15 protein-coding genes, 4 tRNA genes and 1 pseudogene are annotated in these 16,617 nt (G+C 67.9%); 18 read left to right on the plus strand and 2 right to left on the minus strand.

The features are described from left to right. Window positions 1–66: 66 nt before the first annotated feature. Window positions 67–1,185 carry a 2-oxoacid:ferredoxin oxidoreductase subunit beta gene (locus G554_RS0110325; RefSeq protein WP_027587825.1) on the minus strand — a complete coding sequence of 373 codons (1,119 nt, stop codon included), beginning with the start codon at window positions 1,183–1,185 and terminating at the stop codon, window positions 67–69. Continuing rightward, complete coding sequence (locus G554_RS15870; RefSeq protein ID WP_084648472.1) at window positions 1,182–3,188, minus strand: 2-oxoacid:acceptor oxidoreductase subunit alpha; 2,007 nt, start codon at window positions 3,186–3,188, stop codon at window positions 1,182–1,184. Before G554_RS15870 ends, G554_RS0110325 begins: the two co-directional genes overlap by 4 nt. A 340-nt stretch (window positions 3,189–3,528) precedes the next feature. Here G554_RS15870 and mptB point away from each other — a divergent pair, with 340 nt between their 5' ends. The 18 genes and pseudogenes from mptB (at window position 3,529) to rplL (ending at window position 16,395) form a co-directional block, all read left to right on the plus strand. Next, window positions 3,529–5,049 (plus strand): polyprenol phosphomannose-dependent alpha 1,6 mannosyltransferase MptB, encoded by a 1,521-nt coding sequence (gene mptB, locus G554_RS15875; protein WP_169337795.1) that lies wholly within the window; start codon window positions 3,529–3,531, stop codon window positions 5,047–5,049. Further along, entirely contained in the window at window positions 5,042–6,001 is a 960-nt protein-coding gene (locus G554_RS0110340) for an enoyl-CoA hydratase/isomerase family protein (protein ID WP_051232897.1), read from the plus strand. Before mptB ends, G554_RS0110340 begins: the two co-directional genes overlap by 8 nt. Window positions 6,002–6,005: 4 nt before the next feature. Beyond that, window positions 6,006–6,893 carry an exodeoxyribonuclease III gene (locus G554_RS0110345; protein WP_027587827.1) on the plus strand — a complete coding sequence of 296 codons (888 nt, stop codon included), beginning with the start codon at window positions 6,006–6,008 and terminating at the stop codon, window positions 6,891–6,893. A 160-nt stretch (window positions 6,894–7,053) separates the two neighbouring features. Next, window positions 7,054–7,136: transfer RNA gene (locus G554_RS0110350), tRNA-Tyr, on the plus strand. A gap of 172 nt (window positions 7,137–7,308) precedes the next feature. Continuing rightward, window positions 7,309–7,381 (plus strand) — tRNA-Thr (locus G554_RS0110355). A gap of 64 nt (window positions 7,382–7,445) precedes the next feature. Beyond that, window positions 7,446–7,520, plus strand: a tRNA-Met gene (locus tag G554_RS0110360). 58 nt (window positions 7,521–7,578) lie between these two features. Next, the gene (rpmG, locus tag G554_RS0110365) at window positions 7,579–7,749 is read left to right on the plus strand and encodes a 50S ribosomal protein L33 (protein ID WP_027587828.1); all 171 of its coding nucleotides are present in this window, start codon (window positions 7,579–7,581) and stop codon (window positions 7,747–7,749) included. A gap of 124 nt (window positions 7,750–7,873) precedes the next feature. Beyond that, window positions 7,874–8,317: an FAS1-like dehydratase domain-containing protein gene (locus tag G554_RS0110370; protein ID WP_036925377.1), complete on the plus strand. Its 444-nt coding sequence runs from the start codon at window positions 7,874–7,876 to the stop codon at window positions 8,315–8,317. Continuing rightward, window positions 8,317–8,778: a MaoC/PaaZ C-terminal domain-containing protein gene (locus G554_RS0110375; protein ID WP_051232900.1), complete on the plus strand. Its 462-nt coding sequence runs from the start codon at window positions 8,317–8,319 to the stop codon at window positions 8,776–8,778. Before G554_RS0110370 ends, G554_RS0110375 begins: the two co-directional genes overlap by 1 nt. Then, window positions 8,771–9,928, plus strand: a complete 1,158-nt coding sequence (locus tag G554_RS0110380; protein WP_084648473.1) for a UDP-N-acetylmuramate dehydrogenase — start codon at window positions 8,771–8,773, stop codon at window positions 9,926–9,928. Before G554_RS0110375 ends, G554_RS0110380 begins: the two co-directional genes overlap by 8 nt. A gap of 219 nt (window positions 9,929–10,147) precedes the next feature. After that, window positions 10,148–11,392 carry an aspartate aminotransferase type Ic gene (locus tag G554_RS0110385; protein WP_425393353.1) on the plus strand — a complete coding sequence of 415 codons (1,245 nt, stop codon included), beginning with the start codon at window positions 10,148–10,150 and terminating at the stop codon, window positions 11,390–11,392. A 101-nt stretch (window positions 11,393–11,493) separates the two neighbouring features. Beyond that, a tRNA-Trp gene (locus G554_RS0110390) sits at window positions 11,494–11,566 on the plus strand. A 203-nt stretch (window positions 11,567–11,769) separates the two neighbouring features. Then, window positions 11,770–12,384 (plus strand): preprotein translocase subunit SecE, encoded by a 615-nt coding sequence (gene secE, locus G554_RS17000; protein WP_154654271.1) that lies wholly within the window; start codon window positions 11,770–11,772, stop codon window positions 12,382–12,384. A gap of 58 nt (window positions 12,385–12,442) precedes the next feature. Then, complete coding sequence (nusG, locus tag G554_RS0110400) at window positions 12,443–13,378, plus strand: transcription termination/antitermination protein NusG (protein ID WP_027587834.1); 936 nt, start codon at window positions 12,443–12,445, stop codon at window positions 13,376–13,378. 243 nt (window positions 13,379–13,621) lie between these two features. Further along, complete coding sequence (rplK, locus tag G554_RS0110405; protein WP_027587835.1) at window positions 13,622–14,053, plus strand: 50S ribosomal protein L11; 432 nt, start codon at window positions 13,622–13,624, stop codon at window positions 14,051–14,053. Between the two features lie 74 nt (window positions 14,054–14,127). Then, window positions 14,128–14,829 carry a 50S ribosomal protein L1 gene (gene rplA / locus G554_RS0110410; protein WP_027587836.1) on the plus strand — a complete coding sequence of 234 codons (702 nt, stop codon included), beginning with the start codon at window positions 14,128–14,130 and terminating at the stop codon, window positions 14,827–14,829. Window positions 14,830–15,359: 530 nt separating this feature from the next. Continuing rightward, a pseudogene (gene rplJ, locus G554_RS15880) lies at window positions 15,360–15,960 on the plus strand (50S ribosomal protein L10). 48 nt (window positions 15,961–16,008) lie between these two features. After that, window positions 16,009–16,395: a 50S ribosomal protein L7/L12 gene (gene rplL / locus G554_RS0110420; protein WP_027587837.1), complete on the plus strand. Its 387-nt coding sequence runs from the start codon at window positions 16,009–16,011 to the stop codon at window positions 16,393–16,395. The last annotated feature ends 222 nt before the right edge of the window (window positions 16,396–16,617 follow it).

The following is a 16,617-nucleotide window of genomic DNA, read 5'->3' on the forward strand; positions in this document are numbered from 1 at the left end:
GGATGTCGGCGAGGCGCCCGCCGATCACTCGGCAGGCGCCTCGTCGGGACCTCAGGGATCGACCGATCAGCCCTCGACGACCTGGCCGTCCTCGGTGACCGTCCAGTTGTCCACCCCGTCGAGAAGGGTCTGCAGGGCGTCATCGTGGGCCTGCTGACTGGTGTTCTGCTGGGTGGCCTGGGCCACCTGGTCGCGCACCATGTCGTCGTAGGCGGGCTTGGTGACGTCGCGGAAGATCCCGATCGGGGTCTGGCTGATCTGCCCGGAGTCGGTGAGGTGGGACAGCTCGAAGGCCAGCGAGGGGTCGACCCGGTGGGAGTCGTGGACCAGGACGTGGTCGATTCCCACCTCCGCCACGTCCGCGCTGGTGAGGGTGCCGTTGACCGGGTCGCGGACCACCCCGCGGCTGTGGTCGGCGCCCAGCAGGATCGGTTCGCCGTCCTTGAGGATCACCAGGTTCTCGGCCGCGTCGGGGCCCTTGAGGTCCTCGTAGATGCCGTCGTTGAAGATCGGGCAGTTCTGGAAGACCTCGACGAAGGAGGTGCCGCGATGCTTCGCCGCCGCTATCAGGGTGGCGTCGAGTCCCTTGCGGTCGGAGTCGATGGCCCGCCCGACGAAGGTGCAGCCGGCCCCCAGGGCCACTGACAGCGGGTTGAAGGGGTAGTCCACCGATCCCATCGGGGAGGACTTGGTCACGGTGCCCTGCACCGAGGTGGGCGAGTACTGGCCCTTGGTCAGCCCGTAGATCTCGTTGTTGAACATCAGGATCGTGAGGTTGACGTTGCGCCTCATGGCATGGATGAGGTGGTTGCCGCCGATCGACAGTCCGTCCCCGTCGCCGGTCATCACGAACACCGCCAGATCGGGTCTGGCGATCGCCACGCCGGTGGCGATGGCGGGGGCGCGTCCGTGGATGGAGTGCATCCCGTAGGTGTTCATGTAGTAGGGGAACCGGGCCGAGCAGCCGATACCGGAGATGATGACGGCGTTCTCGCGGGCGATCCCTAGTTCGGGCAGCATCCCCTGGAAGGTCGACAGGATCGAGTAGTCGCCGCAACCGGGGCACCAGCGGACCTCCTGGTCGGAGGCGAAGTCGCGGCGTTTGAGAGCGGTCAGTGCCAGCGGGACGCCGGCGAGGCCCTGGCTCTGCGGGTCGGTCGGCGCAAGGATCTGATCGGTGTTCATCGGGCCTCCCTCGGGGCGGTTGCTGGGGTCGGGTCGGTACTGCCGGGGGACTCGGCGCCCTCGGCCGCGGCCTGGCCGCAGTGGTCGCGGAGCACCTCGCACAGCTGAACCGGTGAGATCGGGGTGCCGCGCACCTGGGTGACGCTCTGGATGTCGACCAGGAACCTGGCGCGCAGCAGCATCGCCAGCTGGCCGGTGTTCATCTCGGGCAGCACCACCCGGCGGTAGCGCCGCAGCACCGCGCCGAGGTTGGCCGGTAGCGGGTTGATGTGGCGCAGGTGGGCCTGGGCGATCCGTTCGCCGCTGGTGCGCACCCGGCGCACCGCTGCGGTGATCGGCCCGAAGGTCGACCCCCAGCCGAGCACCAGCACGTCGGCGTCGCCGCTCGGGTCATCGACGGTGAGGTCGTCGATGTCCTGGACGATGCCGGCGATCTTGGCGGCCCGGGTGCGTACCATCTCCTCGTGGTTGGCGGGGTCGTAGGAGATGTTGCCGAGGCCCGCGGCCTTCTCCAGACCGCCGATCCGGTGCTCCAGGCCCTTGGTGCCGGGCAGCGCCCAGGGCCGTGCCAGCGTCTTGGGGTCGCGCTTGTAGGGCAGGAACCGGTCGGTGCCGTCGGCCCCCTTCGCGTTGGGCTCGGTGGCGAATCCAGGGTCCATCCGCGGGATGTCGGCCAGCTGGGGGATCCGCCACGGCTCTGCGCCGTTGCCCAGGTAACCGTCGGAGAGCATCACCACCGGGGTGCGGTAGGTGATGGCGAGCCGGCAGGCCTCCATGGCAGTGGCGAAGCAGTCCGAGGGCGACTTCGCGGCGATCACCGCGACCGGCGACTCGCCGTTGCGGCCGAACATCACCTCGAGCAGGTCGGCCTGCTCGGGCTTGGTCGGCATCCCGGTGGAGGGGCCGGCGCGCTGGACGTCGATGACGACCAGCGGCAACTCGGTCATCACCGCCAGACCGATCGACTCGGCCTTGAGGGTCATCCCGGGACCGGAGGTGGTGGTGACCCCGAGATCTCCGGCGAAGGAGGCGCCGAGAGCGGCCCCGACACCGCCGATCTCGTCCTCGGCCTGGAAGGTGATGACGTTGTCGGCCTTGTGCTTGGACAGCTCATGGAGGATGTCGGAGGCCGGGGTGATGGGGTAGGAGCCCAGGAAGAGCTGCAGGCCGGCCCGGTTGGCCCCGGTGATGAGGCCGAGGGCGGTGGCCTGGTTGCCGGTGATCTGGCGGTAGCGTCCGGCAGGCACCGGGGCCGGAGCCACCTGGTAGCGCACCGTGAACAGCTCGCAGGTCTCGCCGTAGGCCAGGCCGGCGTGCAGGGCCGCGATATTGGCGTCCCGGATGACCGGCTTGGAGGCGAACTTGGAGTTCAGGAACCGCTCGCTGGGCTCCAGCGGGCGTCCGTAGAGCCAGCTCAGCAGGCCCAGCGCGAACATGTTCTTGGACCGCTCGGAGTTCTTGCGCCCCAGGTCGAACTTCTCCACGGCCCCGACCGCCAGGGCGGTGAGGTCGAGCTGGACGACCTGGTAGGACTCCAGGGTCCCGTCGGTGCGCGGATCCGCGTCGAACTGGGCCTTGGTGAGGTTGCGCTTGGTGAACTCGGCGGAGTCCAGCAGGATCAGGCCGCCGCGACGGACGTCCTTGAGGTTGGCGGCCAGCGCCGCCGGGTTCATCGCCACCAGGACATCGGGCTGGTCTCCGGGGGTCACGATGTCGTAATTGGCGAAATGCACCTGGAAGCTGGAGACGCCCGGGATGGTGCCCTGAGGGGCGCGGATCTCGGCGGGGAAGTTGGGCAGTGTGGAGATGTCGTTACCGTGCACTGCGGACTCGGCGGTGAACCGGTCCCCGGTGAGCTGCATGCCGTCCCCGGAGTCCCCGGCGAACCGGATGACGACCCTGTCCAGGGTCTGGATGTCATGCTGGGAAGCGCTGACCGGCGCCGATGGCGACGTGGTCGACGGTGCGTGATCTGTGAGGGGCACTGAGATCTCTTTCCTCATGATGGTTCTCAGGTGTGGCCAATCTACGAGACTACCAGCACGCCCTGAGACGGCCTCGTCCGGGCGTTCGCGCGGATCGGGTGCGCAGAACACTCCGCAGAACGGGGTTCCTGCCGCTGGGAGTGCGAGGACCCTCGTCTGCGGAGTGATCTGCGCAACGGCATTGATCGCCGATCCGGGGATCGTCCCGGCGGATCGGTGTGGGCACGGCGGCCGCCCCCGAAGCTAGGGTGAGAAGGTGCACAGCCTCGACGAGCCGGAGACGCCGCTGGCAGGGACCGCAGCCAGGCTGTGGCACCGCAGCTGCCGTTTCGCCCGCCGCGCCGTGCAGGTCTACGCGATGGCCTGGGCCACCCCGGTGGTCCTGGAGGGGCTGGCCGGCACCGGGCTGATCGCGCTGGGCTCGCTCACCCCGGCCTATCTTCCCAACAACTCGCCGTGGTGGTCGCGACTGGGACGGCTGGGGTTCGTCGGGCCGGGATGGCGGCTGGTGGGTACCGTGATGGTGCTGGTCGGGCTCGGCCTGTTGGTCAACGCCTGGCTGCGGCTGCGACCCGGCCACCACCGCGGCGCACCCCACTCGCGAGGGTTCCGTGCCGGCATCCACCCCTGGGCGGTGCTGGGGGTCTGGGGACTGCCCTTCCTGTTGGCCCCGCCGATCTTCAGCCACGACGCCTACTCGTATGCGGCGCAGGGTTGGCTGGTCATCAACGACATCAGCCCCTATGAGGGCTACCCGGGGCTGCTGCCCGGCGCTTTCGCCGACCAGGTGGCCCAGGAGTGGCGCTACACCAAGACCCCCTACGGGCCGCTGGCCATCCAGATCCAGCACCTGGTCGTGCTGGCTGCTCGTCAGAACCCGTACTGGTCTGCGGTGGGGATGCGGGTACCGGCGCTGATCGGCGTCATCCTGATCGGGGTGCTGATCTCGAGACTGGCTCGGCGGACGGGCCATGATCCGCATTTCGCGGCCTGGTTCGCCACTCTCAACCCGATCCTGGTGATCGATTTCATCGGAGGGGCCCACAACGACTCCCTGATGATGGGGCTGGTGGTGCTGGCGCTGTTCATCGTCACCTTGGCGAACTGGTCCTGGCTGGTCGGCGCACTGGTCGTCGGGGTGGCCGCGGCGATCAAGCAACCGGCCTTCATGGCGGCGCTGGCGCTTCCGCTGATCCGCCATCCGATGCCGTCATGGCGGGGCCCGGACCTGATGAGAGCGCTGGCCAAGGTGCTCGCCTCGCTGGCCCTGTCGGTGATCGCGTTCAGTGTGATCTCCTGGCTCACCGGGCTGGGATTCGGGTGGTACCACGCGGTGGGGGTGCCCGGCATGGTCATCACCGTCTCCCCGGCGACCCTGGTGGGACTGGGGGTCCGCCAGGTGCTGACCCTGGTGGGTGCCAACGGTCCTGCCGTGGCGGCGATCACCGTCAGCCAGAGCATCGGGCTGGCGATCGGCATCGTCGTCATCGCGATCCTGGCGGTCCGCGAGCTGCCCCGCCGTCCACTGACCTTCCTGGCCCTGGCCTACCTCACCGTCACCGTCGCCGCCCCTGCGCTGCACTCCTGGTATGTGATGTGGGGCTTCCTGCTGCTGCCTCTGGTGGACGACGCCGCGCGGTACGTCCGCCCCGCCACCTGGACCACGGTGGCCCTGCTGGCCTATGGGGCGGTCAATCTGTCGTGGCGCAATGACTATGTGGCCCTGGGGGTGGCCGCCGTGGTGGCACTGTTGGCTCTGCTGGTCTGGCACGAGCACCGCAACGGCCAGGCCTGGAGCCGGCCGATCTGGTTGCGGATCCGCAGGCGCCGATCATCGGGGGGCGTGGTGGCCCCCGGACAAGGAGAAGAGGATGACTGAGTTGGGCAGCACCGATCTGAGGATCACCCGGGACTCGGGGACCCTGGCCATCGAGCTGAACCGGCCTCGGGCGATCAACTCGTTGAGCGGCAGGATGCTCGACGCGGTGGGTGCGGAGCTGGCCGGGGTCGAGCGTGTCGAGCTGTCGGGGGCAGGGGACAGAGGATTCTGCGCCGGGGCTGACATCCGCGAGCTGAGGCAACTGGCACTCGAGGACGTCGACCGGGCCGGTGACTGGCTGGAGAAGGAGTACGACGTCGATCTGGCGATCGCCCGGATCGGCACCGGTACCGCCCATCTGCACGGCATCAGCATGGGCGGCGGACTGGGTCTGTCGCTGCGGCTCGGGCGGGTCGAGGCGCGTCGGGATCTGGTGCTGGCGATGCCCGAGGTCGGGATCGGCCTGTGGCCCGACGTCGGGGTCACCTTCGAGCTGTCGCGCGCTCCCAGGCTGGCCGGCCGGCACCTGGCGATGACCGGCGTCTCCATCGACGCACCCTCGGCACAGTGGGCGGGACTGGTCGACGTGGTGGTCGACGAGAACGGCGAGGAGGTGGATCTCGACCCGGCCGCCAGCAAGCTGGCCAGGTCGGCCGAGTGGATCGAGGCCTGCTACCGATCCGATGATCCGGTGGCGGTGGTCACCGCGCTGGCCTCCCGGCCCGAACCTGAGGCGCGCTCGACCGCCGAGCTCATCGCCACCCGCTGCCCACTGTCGGTGGCGGTCTCCCTGGAGGCTGTCCGCCGGGCCGAGCGGGCAGCCGGCCTCGAGGAGGTGATCGCCACCGACCGGATCCTGGGGCGCAACTTCATGAGGGATTCCGACTTCTGCGAGGGGGTCCGGGCCCAACTGGTCGACAAGGATCACGACCCGCACTGGAGTCACACCGACCTGGCCCAGGTCACCCGGGTCGAGGTCGAGGCGATGTTCCAGGAGCAGGTGGAAGGCTAGGGCCATGCGTATCGCCACGTTCAACCTCAATGGGATCCGAGCCGCTCACCGACGGGGCTTCGCCGAGTGGCTGGCCGCCCGGCAGTGCGACGTGGCGGCCCTCCAGGAGGTCCGTTGCCGGCCCACGGATCTGCCCGAAGGAGCCTTCGGGGACTATCAGGTGGCCTGGCAGCCCGGCAGCCTGGCCGGGCGCAACGGCGTCGCCCTGTTGACCCGCCGGCCACCCGAGGCGGTGCGGGCCTGGGGGCCCGGAATCATCTCGCTGGGGCCCGGGCGGGAGATGGAGATCACCGACGGGTCGGTCGCCGGGCTGGCCCGGCCGCTCCATCCATTCGCCGACGAGGGGCGCTACATCGAGGTCGATCTGGCCGACGCGCCGCTGACGGTTGCCGCCCTGTACCTGCCCAAGGGAGCCACCCCGGACCCGGCAGACGAGAAGACCCTGGTGAAGCAGGCCCGCAAGATGAGCTTCCTGAAGGGCTTCTCCCGACACCTCACCACGGCCCGTCGGGCGGCGGCCGGCAGAGGACGACAGTTCCTGGTGATGGGCGACTTCAACATCGCCCACCAGAATCTCGACCTGAGGAACTGGCGGACCAATCAGCGCAACGAGGGGTTCCTGCCCGAGGAGCGCGAGTGGCTGAGCTCGATCCTGTCCCCGCGGACCATGGTCGACGTGGTGCGGTCACTGCATCCGGGTGAGGAGGGGCCCTACTCCTGGTGGAGCTGGCGGGGACAGGCCTTCAGCCATGACGCCGGATGGCGGATCGACTACCAGCTCGCCACCCCCGCCCTGGCGCGTGCGGCGACCTCTGGCAGCACCGACCGGGACGCCAACTACGAGGCGCGGATCTCGGATCACGCCCCGGTCGTCGTGGACTACGACTTGTGAGCACAGTGGACTACGACTTGTGAGCACAGTGGACCACGACCTGTGAGCACAGTGGTCTGCGACCCGCGGGGCGGGCCCGTCGACCTGCTGCCGACGTCCCGATTGGCGGTGGCTCGGGAAGGGCTGCTAGGGTTTCTCGTCGCTGGCTGAGGCCAGCAACGGCAGGTTGCCCGAGCGGCCAATGGGAGCGGTCTGTAAAACCGTCGGCTTACGCCTACGTTGGTTCAAATCCAACACCTGCCACGTAGCCCCTGAGCCGGATGGGTTCAGGGGCTGACATCTCCTCGATGGCGTGATGGTCGCAGACCATGACGCCTCCGGAGGGTCTGACTGGAAGCCGTGCGAGACAGGGCGGATCCCAGCCAAGGTAGCGAGTTGCAAAGCGGAGATCGCCCGTGTAACTTTCTACGTCGTTGCCCCTATAGCTCAGACGGTAGAGCGTCTCCATGGTAAGGAGAAGGTCAGCAGTTCGATTCTGCTTGGGGGCTCTGAGTGGGAGCCGACCCCATCGCCCGTGGGCCAGGTTGCGAGAGCAGCGTCGGCCTTCACCATGGCGGGGTAGCTCAGGGGTAGAGCAAGCGGCTCATAATCGCTGTGTCGCGGGTTCGATTCCCGCCTCCGCTACCAGACGGAGCCCAGGCTCCATCCGCTGCTCAGGGTCACCCCGTTCTCGAAAGTAGGAATCATGGCCAAGAAGTCCGGCGATGTGCGACCGAAGATCACCCTTGCCTGCACTGAGTGCAAGGAACGCACCTACATCACCAAGAAGAATCGTCGTAACGACCCCGATCGTCTCGAGCTGAACAAGTTCTGCCCGCGCTGTGGCAAGCACACCGCGCACCGCGAGACCCGCTGAGGTCGCGAGGCAGATCCTCTCTGCAGGGCCCGGCGGCACCGAAGGGTGCCGCCGGGCCCTGGCGCATTCCGGCCGGCACTCGGTATGACGCTGGCGCCGCCCGGGTGGGTTTAGGCTTCAGATCATGTCCTCTGCAATCGAGTCCACCGGTCTGCGACCCGACCACGTCGGACGCCGATACCCGGCCACCGAGCCCTATGTGGTCTCGGCTGCCAAGATCGCCGAGTTCGCCACCGCCATCGCCGATCGGAGCCCGGCCTATCACGGCAGTGATCCGATCGCCCCGCCGACCTTCGCGATGGTGATCGCCGCCCAGGCATGGCAGGGGTTGTTCGATGATCCGGAGCTCGGGCTGCGACTGGACCACACCATCCACACCGATCAGAGCTTCGAGTGGGTCCGGCCACTTCGAGTGGGGGACGCCGTGACGGCCAGCCTGACGATCAGTTCGGTCCGCCAGCGCCGCGGCACCGACATCATCGGCCTGGCCGTCAGCCTCGACACCCCCGCCGGGGAGCACCTGGCGACCGCCTCCTCGACCCTGTGGCACACCCGGGAGGATGCCTGATGAGCGACACCGCGATCATTGCCGACGACCTCCCGACCGTTGTCCGGCTGGCCGAGGGTCAGACCTTCGGCCCCCGGGTCATCCCGGTCGACCGCTCCCTGATCGTCCGCTACGCCGGCGCCTCCACGGATTTCAACCCCATCCACTGGTCCGACCGGCACGCCCGCGCTGCCGGGATGGATGGCGTCATCGCCCATGGCATGTGGACGATGGGGGCGGCTCTGGGGGCGGCGATCTCATGGATCGGTGATCCGGCCAGGGTGCGCTCCCAGCGCGCCAGGTTCATCCGGCCGGTTCCGGTTCCCGACACCGATGAGGGCACCCGGATCGAGGTCTCGGGGACCGTCATCAAGGTCGCCGACGGCCTGGCGACCATCCGGCTGGATGTCAGCCACGACGGCCAGACGGTGCTCGGCCGGGTCGAGGTCCAGGTCACCAACCCCAAGGAGCCCCATGAGTGAGAGCTACGGAACCCTCGGCCAGACCCAGTACGGCGTGGAGGGGGACTCCCCTGACTGCGAGGTCTCCGATTCCTGTGATCTGAACCATGTCGAGCCCGGGATCGATGACACCGCAGCACTGCCGGACTCCGGCGACGGCGTCCCGCTGGCGGGACTGACCACCCTCCGGGTCGGAGGTCCGGCGCGTCATCTGGTGGTCGCCCGGACCACCGACGAGCTCGTCGAGACGGTCCGCGACTGCGATCATCGTGGGGAGCCCTGCCTGGTGCTGGGAGGGGGTTCCAACATCCTCATCGGCGACGCCGGCTTCGACGGCACCGTGGTGCGGGTCGCGACCACGGGGTTGTCGGCCGAGGTCTCCGATTGCGGGGGAGCGCTGGCCACCATTGCGGCCGGGGTGGTCTGGGACGACTTCGTGCGGACCTGCATATCCCAGCAGTGGCGAGGCCCCGAGGCCTTGTCGGGGATCCCCGGGCTGGTGGGATCCACCCCGATCCAGAACGTCGGGGCGTACGGGGTCGAGATATCCGAGTTCGTCGCCCGGGTGCGCACCTGGGACCGGGTCGAGGACACCCAGCGCACCTTCGTGGCCAGCGAGTGCGGTTTCGGCTACCGGACCAGTCGGTTCAAGGCCGAGCCGGATCGCTACCTGGTGCTCGACGTGACGATGCAGTTCCTGCTGGGCGACCTGTCCCTGCCGATCCGCTACGCCGAGCTGGCCCGTCGGCTGGGTATCGCGCCCAAGCAGCGTGCGCTGTCCCAGACGGTGCGCCAGACAGTCCTGGAGATCCGGGGCAGCAAGGGGATGGTGCTGGATCCGGGCGACCACGACACCTGGAGCGCCGGCTCCTTCTTCACCAACCCGATCGTGCCGCTGGAGCAGGTCCCGGCTGGGGCGCCGGCCTTCCCGCAGCCCGATGGCAGAGTGAAGACGTCGGCCGCCTGGCTCATCGACCATGCCGGGTTCGGCAAGGGGTTCGGCCTGGAACAGAGCAGGGCCAGTCTGTCCACCAAGCATGTCCTGGCCCTCACCAATCGTGGCGGGGCCAGCGCCGCCGAGATCGCCGAGCTCGCCCGGCGGGTCATCGAGGGGGTCCGCCGGGCCTACGGCATCGCCCTGGTCCCCGAACCCCGGTTCGTCGGCATCTGAGCCGTCAGAGCTGGTCGGGCTGGCGGACGTGGGTGCGCAGATCACTCCGCAGAGGGGGGTCCGTGCAGCTCCAGTGACCTGACGGGCCGTCTGCGGAGTGATCTGCGCATCCTCGTGCGGTCCTCGGCCAGACAGTGGGCGCCACCTGCGGTCCCGGTACGTCCTGCCTGTCACAGGAAATTGTGGCACCATGCCCACGTGAGCACCCAGTTGCCAGCAATGTCCCGTGACCAGCTGTCCGATCTTCTGGAGGAGCAGCAGTCCCTGTTCGCAGAGCTCAAGGCTCGCGGGGTGAAGCTGGACATCACCCGTGGCAAGCCCTCTCCCCGTCAGCTCGACCTCAACCGCGAACTGCTGAGCATCAGGGTCCCTGCGCACGCAGCCGATGGGCAGGACGTCCGTAACTACGGCGGGGCCAAGGGGCTGCCCGAGATCCGGGCCATCTTCGCCGACCTGCTGGGCGTCGGCGTGGACCACATCCTGGCCGCCGACAACTCCAGCCTGTCGATCATGTACGACCTGCTGGGTTACGCGATGCTCCACAGGATCGACGGTGCCGCCGAGCCCTGGGGTCGCCAGACGATCAAGTTCATCGCCCCGGTTCCCGGGTATGACCGGCACTTCGCGATCTGCGAGCACCTGGGCATCGAGATGATCCCGGTGGAGCTGGGAGAGCACGGGCCGGACATGGACGAGGTCGAGAGGCTGGCCGCCGATCCCTCGGTCAAGGGCATGTGGGTGGTGCCGATGTACGCCAACCCGAGTGGCGCCGTCTACGACGAGCAGACCGCCCGTCGGCTGGTCTCGATGCCGGCCGCCCCCGATTTCCGGATCTGGTGGGACAACGCCTACGCCCTGCACCATCTCACCGATGCCGAGCCCCGCCCGCTGCCGATCCTCCAGATGGCGCAGCAGGCCGGCAACCCGGATCGGGTCTTCGAACTGGCCTCCACCTCCAAGATCACCTTCGCCGGTGACGGGGTGGCCTTCCTGGCCTCCTCGACCGGCAACCTCAACTGGTACCTGTCCCACGCCGCGGTCCGCAGCATCGGCCCCGACAAGGTCAATCAGCTGCGTCATGCGCTGTACCTCAAGGACGCCGACGGGGTCCGCCAGCTGATGCGCAGGCATCGGGCACTGCTGGCCCCGAAGTTCGGGATCGTCGACCGGATCCTGCGCGAACGGCTCGGCGGCACCGGGGTGGCGACCTGGACCCATCCCTCCGGCGGCTATTTCGTGACCCTGGATGTCCTGGACGGCACCGCCTCCCGGGTGGTCTCGCTGGCCAAGGAGGCCGGTATCGCACTGACCCCGGCCGGCGCCTCCCACCCCCTGCACCACGACCCGCATGACCGCACGATCCGGCTCGCGCCGAGCTTCCCCAGCGAGGGGGAGCTCGCCGAGGCGGTGGACGGCGTCGCCACCTGTGTGCTGCTGGCCGCCGCCGAGAAACTGCTGGGATGACGCTGGTGACGAGCCGGTGCTGATCCTGGGAAGTTGCTGGGCAGGCACCCTCCCCGTATACTTCTGATGCTGTTGGCGCCTGTTCCGGCGGGCACCGACGAAGGGCACTAGCTCAATTGGCAGAGCAGCGGTCTCCAAAACCGCAGGTTGGGGGTTCAAGTCCCTCGTGCCCTGCGAGGCAGGACATGGTCCTGCGGCGCGCAGTCGTGGCGGGGCCGGTTGCTGCGGCATCCTGGGTCCCGGGCCCGATCCGGGTCGGATGTCAGGATGGTGCAGTACGGTTGTGAAACGGCCGTGAGATGACATGGAGCCGGCTACCAACCCGAAGGACAAGCGTGACTGACGAGCGGCACCCCGATGGAGGCGATGGGTCGGCCATGCCCTCGGACGGTCAGCTGTCGCCCCGCGGTGAGGAACTGACGTCCGGGGAGCTTCCCGATACCGAGGACTACCAGGTGGCCGATGACCAGGCCGAGGAGCTCATCAACGCCGACACCAGCGTCGATGACACTCCCGACAAGGGAGATCCCGGCGACGTGGTGATTGACGATCCCGCACAACTCGACGAGGCCGAGGATGCAGCCCGAAGGGCGCACTCCAGCCGCCCGGTGCGCAAGAGGAGGACTGCCGGCAAGGCTGATGCAGCCGTCCTCGATGCCGATACCGCGACCGCCTCCGCCAGGACCGGCGACCGCCCGACCCCCAGCACTGGGAATGACGACGTGCACACCCCGAGCCGCAGCCTCACCCAGTCACCGGTCCGCAAGAGGCGCCCCGCCACCGACGAGGAGCTGGAGGGCCGGCGCAAGCGGACCACCCCGGCGATGTTCGTCCGGCAGTCGGTCGGTGAGCTGCGCAAGGTCCGGTGGCCGAGCGGTACCGAGACCGGCCAGTACTTCATCGTGGTGCTGGTCTTCGTGCTCGTGATCATCGGATACGTGGGAGGGCTCGATGCCCTGTTCGCGAAGGCCCTGCTGGAGTTCCTCGGCTAGTGACGAGCATTTTCGCGCTATTCGTGTACGAGCCAAGACAACGACGGAGAATTGACCGGTGACTGACACCCCTGATGTGAACGACAACGAGACCACCGAGGAGCCGACCGCTCCTGGCGAGGTGGAGATCGATCTCGATGCCGTCGGCGCCGATGGCCAGAACAAGGCCGATCCCGCCGATGACTTCGAGATCGATCTCGGGGCGCTGAAACCCGATGAGGCCGACCATGACGAGCCCCAGCTGAACCTGGACCTCGAGGTCGATGAGGATCTGTCGGATGCCGACGTGGCCCGCAATCTCGGTATCGGCCAGCAGGACGCCGAGGAGGCGCCTGAGGACTCGGCGGCCGACGATGAGGATGCCCAGAATCAGGACGCCGTCGATGCCGCGATCGAGAACCTCAAGGAGGAGTTGAGCTCCAAGTTCGGCGAGTGGTACGTGGTGCACACCTACTCGGGCATGGAGAAGAAGGTCAAGCAGAACCTGGACGCCCGGGTGCAGACCCTCAACCTCGAGGACTACATCTACGAGACGGTGGTCCCGACCGAGGAGGTCGTGGAGATCCGCAACGGTGCCCGCAAGACGGTCATCCGGGTCTTCCTGCCCGGCTATGTGCTGGTCCGGATGGATCTGACCGACGAGTCCTGGGGTGCGGTGCGTCACACCCCCTCGGTGACCGGTTTCGTCGGGCAGTCCATGACGCCGGTGCCGCTGACCTTCGATGAGGTCGTCAAGATGATGACCCCGATGGTGATCGCACAGGTCAACCACGACATGGCCGGCCAGGCTCCCTCGCCGAAGGCCCGCCGCAAGGTCGAGGTCGCCGACTACGTGGTGGGTGAGTCCGTGCAGATCGTCGACGGCCCGTTCGCCGGCGTGCCGGCCATCATCACCGAGCTCAACACCAACAGCCAGCGGGTCAAGGCCTCGGTGGAGATCCTGGGACGCTCCACCCCGGTGGACCTGGAGTTCAACCAGATCGAGAAGATCTGAGCGCAGCGATCCGGCTGTGATCTCCTGACGCCGGTGGCCCGCCCCCAGGTGGGGGGCGGGCCACCGGCGTCTTCAGGACCGTGTCACTCGGCCCCGCCCGGCTGCGCAGTGCGGGGGAGCGAGATCCTTCCGCGGTCATGTATAGTGTCCCGTTGCGTGTGCTCGCGCCGCCACGGATTGCGGGCGCACCAGCCGCTCGGCCGACCCGGTCGGGCTGCAGCTCAACCGAAGGACCCAACTCATATGCCTCCGAAGAAGAAAGTAGCGGCGCTCGTCAAGATCGCTCTGCCGGCCGGTCAGGCCACCCCGGCACCGCCAGTCGGTACCGCCCTGGGCCCCCATGGTGTCAACATCATGGAGTTCTGCAAGGCCTACAACTCGCAGACCGAGAATCAGCGCGGCAACGTCATCCCCGTCGAGATCACCATCTTCGAGGATCGTTCGTTCACCTTCATCCTGAAGACCCCGCCTGCCGCGGAGCTCATCAAGAAGGCCGCCGGCATCGCCAAGGGCACCGAGAACCCGCTGACCCACAAGGTCGGCTCGATCTCCAAGGATCAGGTGCGCGAGATCGCCCAGACCAAGCTCCCCGACCTCAACGCCAACGATGTCGAGGCCGCCATGAAGATCGTCGCTGGCACCGCCCGTTCGATGGGTGTCACCGTCGAGGCCTGATCCCCGGATCGACCCGAAACTCACGTGGGAGGGCTGGCGCAGCCCAGACCACGAACTGGTGAAAGGAACCAGACATGAAGCGCAGCAAGTCATATCGCGAAGCAGCCGCCAAGGTCGACGAGACCAAGCTCTACGGCCCGGAGACCGGCCTGGCCCTGGTCGAGGACGCCGCTTCGGCGAAGTTCGACGAGACGGTCGACGTGGTCATCCGTCTCGGCGTCGACCCGAAGAAGGCCGACCAGATGGTGCGCGGCACCGTCAACCTTCCCAACGGAACTGGCAAGACGTCGAGGGTCCTCGTCTTCGCCACCGGTGCGAAGGCCGAGGCCGCCGTCGAGGCGGGTGCCGATGAGGTCGGCGACGACGACCTGGTCGCCAAGGTCCAGGGCGGTTACCTGGACTTCGACGCCGTGGTCGCCACCCCGGACATGATGGGCAAGGTCGGTCGGCTGGGCCGGGTTCTCGGCCCCCGTGGCCTGATGCCGAACCCGAAGACCGGCACCGTGACGATGGATGTCGCCCGGGCCGTCTCCGACATCAAGGGCGGCAAGATCGAGTTCCGCACCGATCGTTACGCCAACCTGCACTTCATGATCGGCAAGGTGTCCTTCGGCACCCAGAAGCTGGTCCAGAACTACTACGCGGCGATGGGAGAGGTGCTGCGGCTCAAGCCGTCGGCCTCCAAGGGCCGCTACCTCAAGAAGATCACCGTCTCCTCGACGATGGGCCCCGGCGTCCAGCTGGATCCCCTCGCTGCGGCCGAGGACACCGAGTGATCTGATCCTCGAAGTGGTGTCGGACCCGGCCTGAGCCGAGTCCGACGTGACCTGAACCCCGGCAGCTGGGGCCCAGCGCCGAATCGGCCCGGGCCCCGACTGCCGGGGTTCTGGTTCACAGCGCGGCCGGAGGCCCTCCCGCGCGCAGTCCGTCCGTGCGGACCGGGGAGACGGGGTTGCAAGGGGTCGCCGCGCAGCCAGAGGCGATCCCGCGGTCTGTCTGCCCGCGCGGACCGGGGAGACGGGGTTGCAAGGGGTCGCCCCTTTGCCCTAGTATCTACAACGCCGTTGACCGCTGGTCGGGTTCGCCCGTCAAGCATCCGTCAGGATGGCCCGCGCAGGTTTCAGAGTTTCGCCGCAACAAGCCTCATCGTTTGTGCCGTGTCGCCCCGTGCCTGTGTGCCGGGGCTTTTTTCATGCCTTGCGCCGCCATCCCGCAGTGCTGTGATGTCGGACCGGTCGGCAGTCTGCGGCCAGGCACCGTGAGCCCGTCTCACGGTGCGCAGTACAAGAAGTGGGAAGGAGACCCAATGGCGAAGACCGACAAGTCAGCCGCCATCGCATCGCTCAAGGAGAAGTTCTCCGAGGCCGATGCGACCGTGCTGACCGACTACCGCGGTCTCTCCGTGGCAGCGCTGCAGACTCTGCGTCGCTCCCTCGGGGCGGACACCACCTACGCCGTTGCGAAGAACACTCTCACCCGTATCGCCGCCCAGCAGGCCGGTGTGGAGGGGCTCGACGACAAGCTCGTCGGTCCCACCGCGCTGACCTTCATCAAGGGCGACGTGGCCGATGCGGCCAAGGGTCTGAGGGACTTCGCCAAGGACAACCCGCTGCTGGTCATCAAGGGCGGCTACATGGACGGTCGCGTCCTGAATGCCGACCAGGTCAAGAAGCTCGCCGATCTCGAGTCTCGCGAGGTTCTCCTCGCCAAGCTCGCCGGTGGCCTCAAGGCCAACCTCACGAAGGCCGCTCAGGTCTTCAGCGCCCTGCCCGCCAAGACCGCTCGCGGTCTGGGCGCCCTGCAGGAGAAGGCGACTGCCGATCCTTCCGTGATCGGTGGCCCCGGAGAGGCTTCTGACCAGGAGCCGGAGAACACACCAGCCTGAGGCGTCCACCGCCCAGGAGTAACACCGCGACGGACCACACGCCCGTCACACCATCGAAAGGACGCCCAACATGGCGAAGCTCAGCAACGACGAGCTCCTTGACGCATTCAAGGAGATGACCCTGATCGAGCTCTCCGAGTTCGTGAAGCAGTTCGAGGAGACCTTCGACGTCTCCGCTGCCGCCCCGGTTGCGGTGGCTGCTGCCCCGGCTGCCGGCGGCGAGGCCGCTGCTGCCGAGGAGGAGAAGGATGAGTTCGACGTCATCCTCGAGGCCGCCGGCGACAAGAAGATCCAGGTCATCAAGGAGGTCCGCGCTCTCACCAGCCTCGGCCTCAAGGATGCCAAGGACCTCGTCGAGGCCGCTCCGAAGCCGATCCTCGAGAAGGCCAAGAAGGACGACGCCAACAAGGCCAAGGAGGCCCTCGAGGCCGCCGGCGCCACCGTCACCCTGAAGTGACCTCAGCCTCCCCCGAGGGATTCCAGGTGAGTCGGTCCGCTGAGGACTGACCGCCTCCCGACGAGGACGCCGCGAACGAGCCCGCCCGGAATCATCCGGGCGGGCTCGTCGTGTGCTCCAGGGGTGGCCCCGCCGGCCGCCGGGGGCGTGGCGGGTTCCGTCCCGACTTGTGTTGTGGTACAGTCTCGTCTATTCTGTCTTCTTGCCCCTAAAGACAACGAA

It is taken from the genome of Acidipropionibacterium thoenii DSM 20276, from assembly GCF_000423445.1.
GTDB lineage: Bacteria > Actinomycetota > Actinomycetes > Propionibacteriales > Propionibacteriaceae > Acidipropionibacterium > Acidipropionibacterium thoenii.

Bases quoted from the DNA above. Each gene is read 5' to 3' on its own strand.
- G554_RS0110325 (WP_027587825.1), bottom strand. From the start codon at position 1,185: ATGAACACCGATCAGATCCTTGCGCCGACCGACCCGCAGAGCCAGGGC.
- G554_RS15870 (WP_084648472.1), bottom strand. From the start codon at position 3,188: ATGAGGAAAGAGATCTCAGTGCCCCTCACAGATCACGCACCGTCGACC.
- mptB (WP_169337795.1), top strand. From the start codon at position 3,529: ATGGCCTGGGCCACCCCGGTGGTCCTGGAGGGGCTGGCCGGCACCGGG.
- G554_RS0110340 (WP_051232897.1), top strand. From the start codon at position 5,042: ATGACTGAGTTGGGCAGCACCGATCTGAGGATCACCCGGGACTCGGGG.
- G554_RS0110345 (WP_027587827.1), top strand. From the start codon at position 6,006: ATGCGTATCGCCACGTTCAACCTCAATGGGATCCGAGCCGCTCACCGA.
- rpmG (WP_027587828.1), top strand. From the start codon at position 7,579: ATGGCCAAGAAGTCCGGCGATGTGCGACCGAAGATCACCCTTGCCTGC.
- G554_RS0110370 (WP_036925377.1), top strand. From the start codon at position 7,874: ATGTCCTCTGCAATCGAGTCCACCGGTCTGCGACCCGACCACGTCGGA.
- G554_RS0110375 (WP_051232900.1), top strand. From the start codon at position 8,317: ATGAGCGACACCGCGATCATTGCCGACGACCTCCCGACCGTTGTCCGG.
- G554_RS0110380 (WP_084648473.1), top strand. From the start codon at position 8,771: ATGAGTGAGAGCTACGGAACCCTCGGCCAGACCCAGTACGGCGTGGAG.
- G554_RS0110385 (WP_425393353.1), top strand. From the start codon at position 10,148: ATGTCCCGTGACCAGCTGTCCGATCTTCTGGAGGAGCAGCAGTCCCTG.
- secE (WP_154654271.1), top strand. From the start codon at position 11,770: ATGCCCTCGGACGGTCAGCTGTCGCCCCGCGGTGAGGAACTGACGTCC.
- rplK (WP_027587835.1), top strand. From the start codon at position 13,622: ATGCCTCCGAAGAAGAAAGTAGCGGCGCTCGTCAAGATCGCTCTGCCG.
- rplA (WP_027587836.1), top strand. From the start codon at position 14,128: ATGAAGCGCAGCAAGTCATATCGCGAAGCAGCCGCCAAGGTCGACGAG.
- rplL (WP_027587837.1), top strand. From the start codon at position 16,009: ATGGCGAAGCTCAGCAACGACGAGCTCCTTGACGCATTCAAGGAGATG.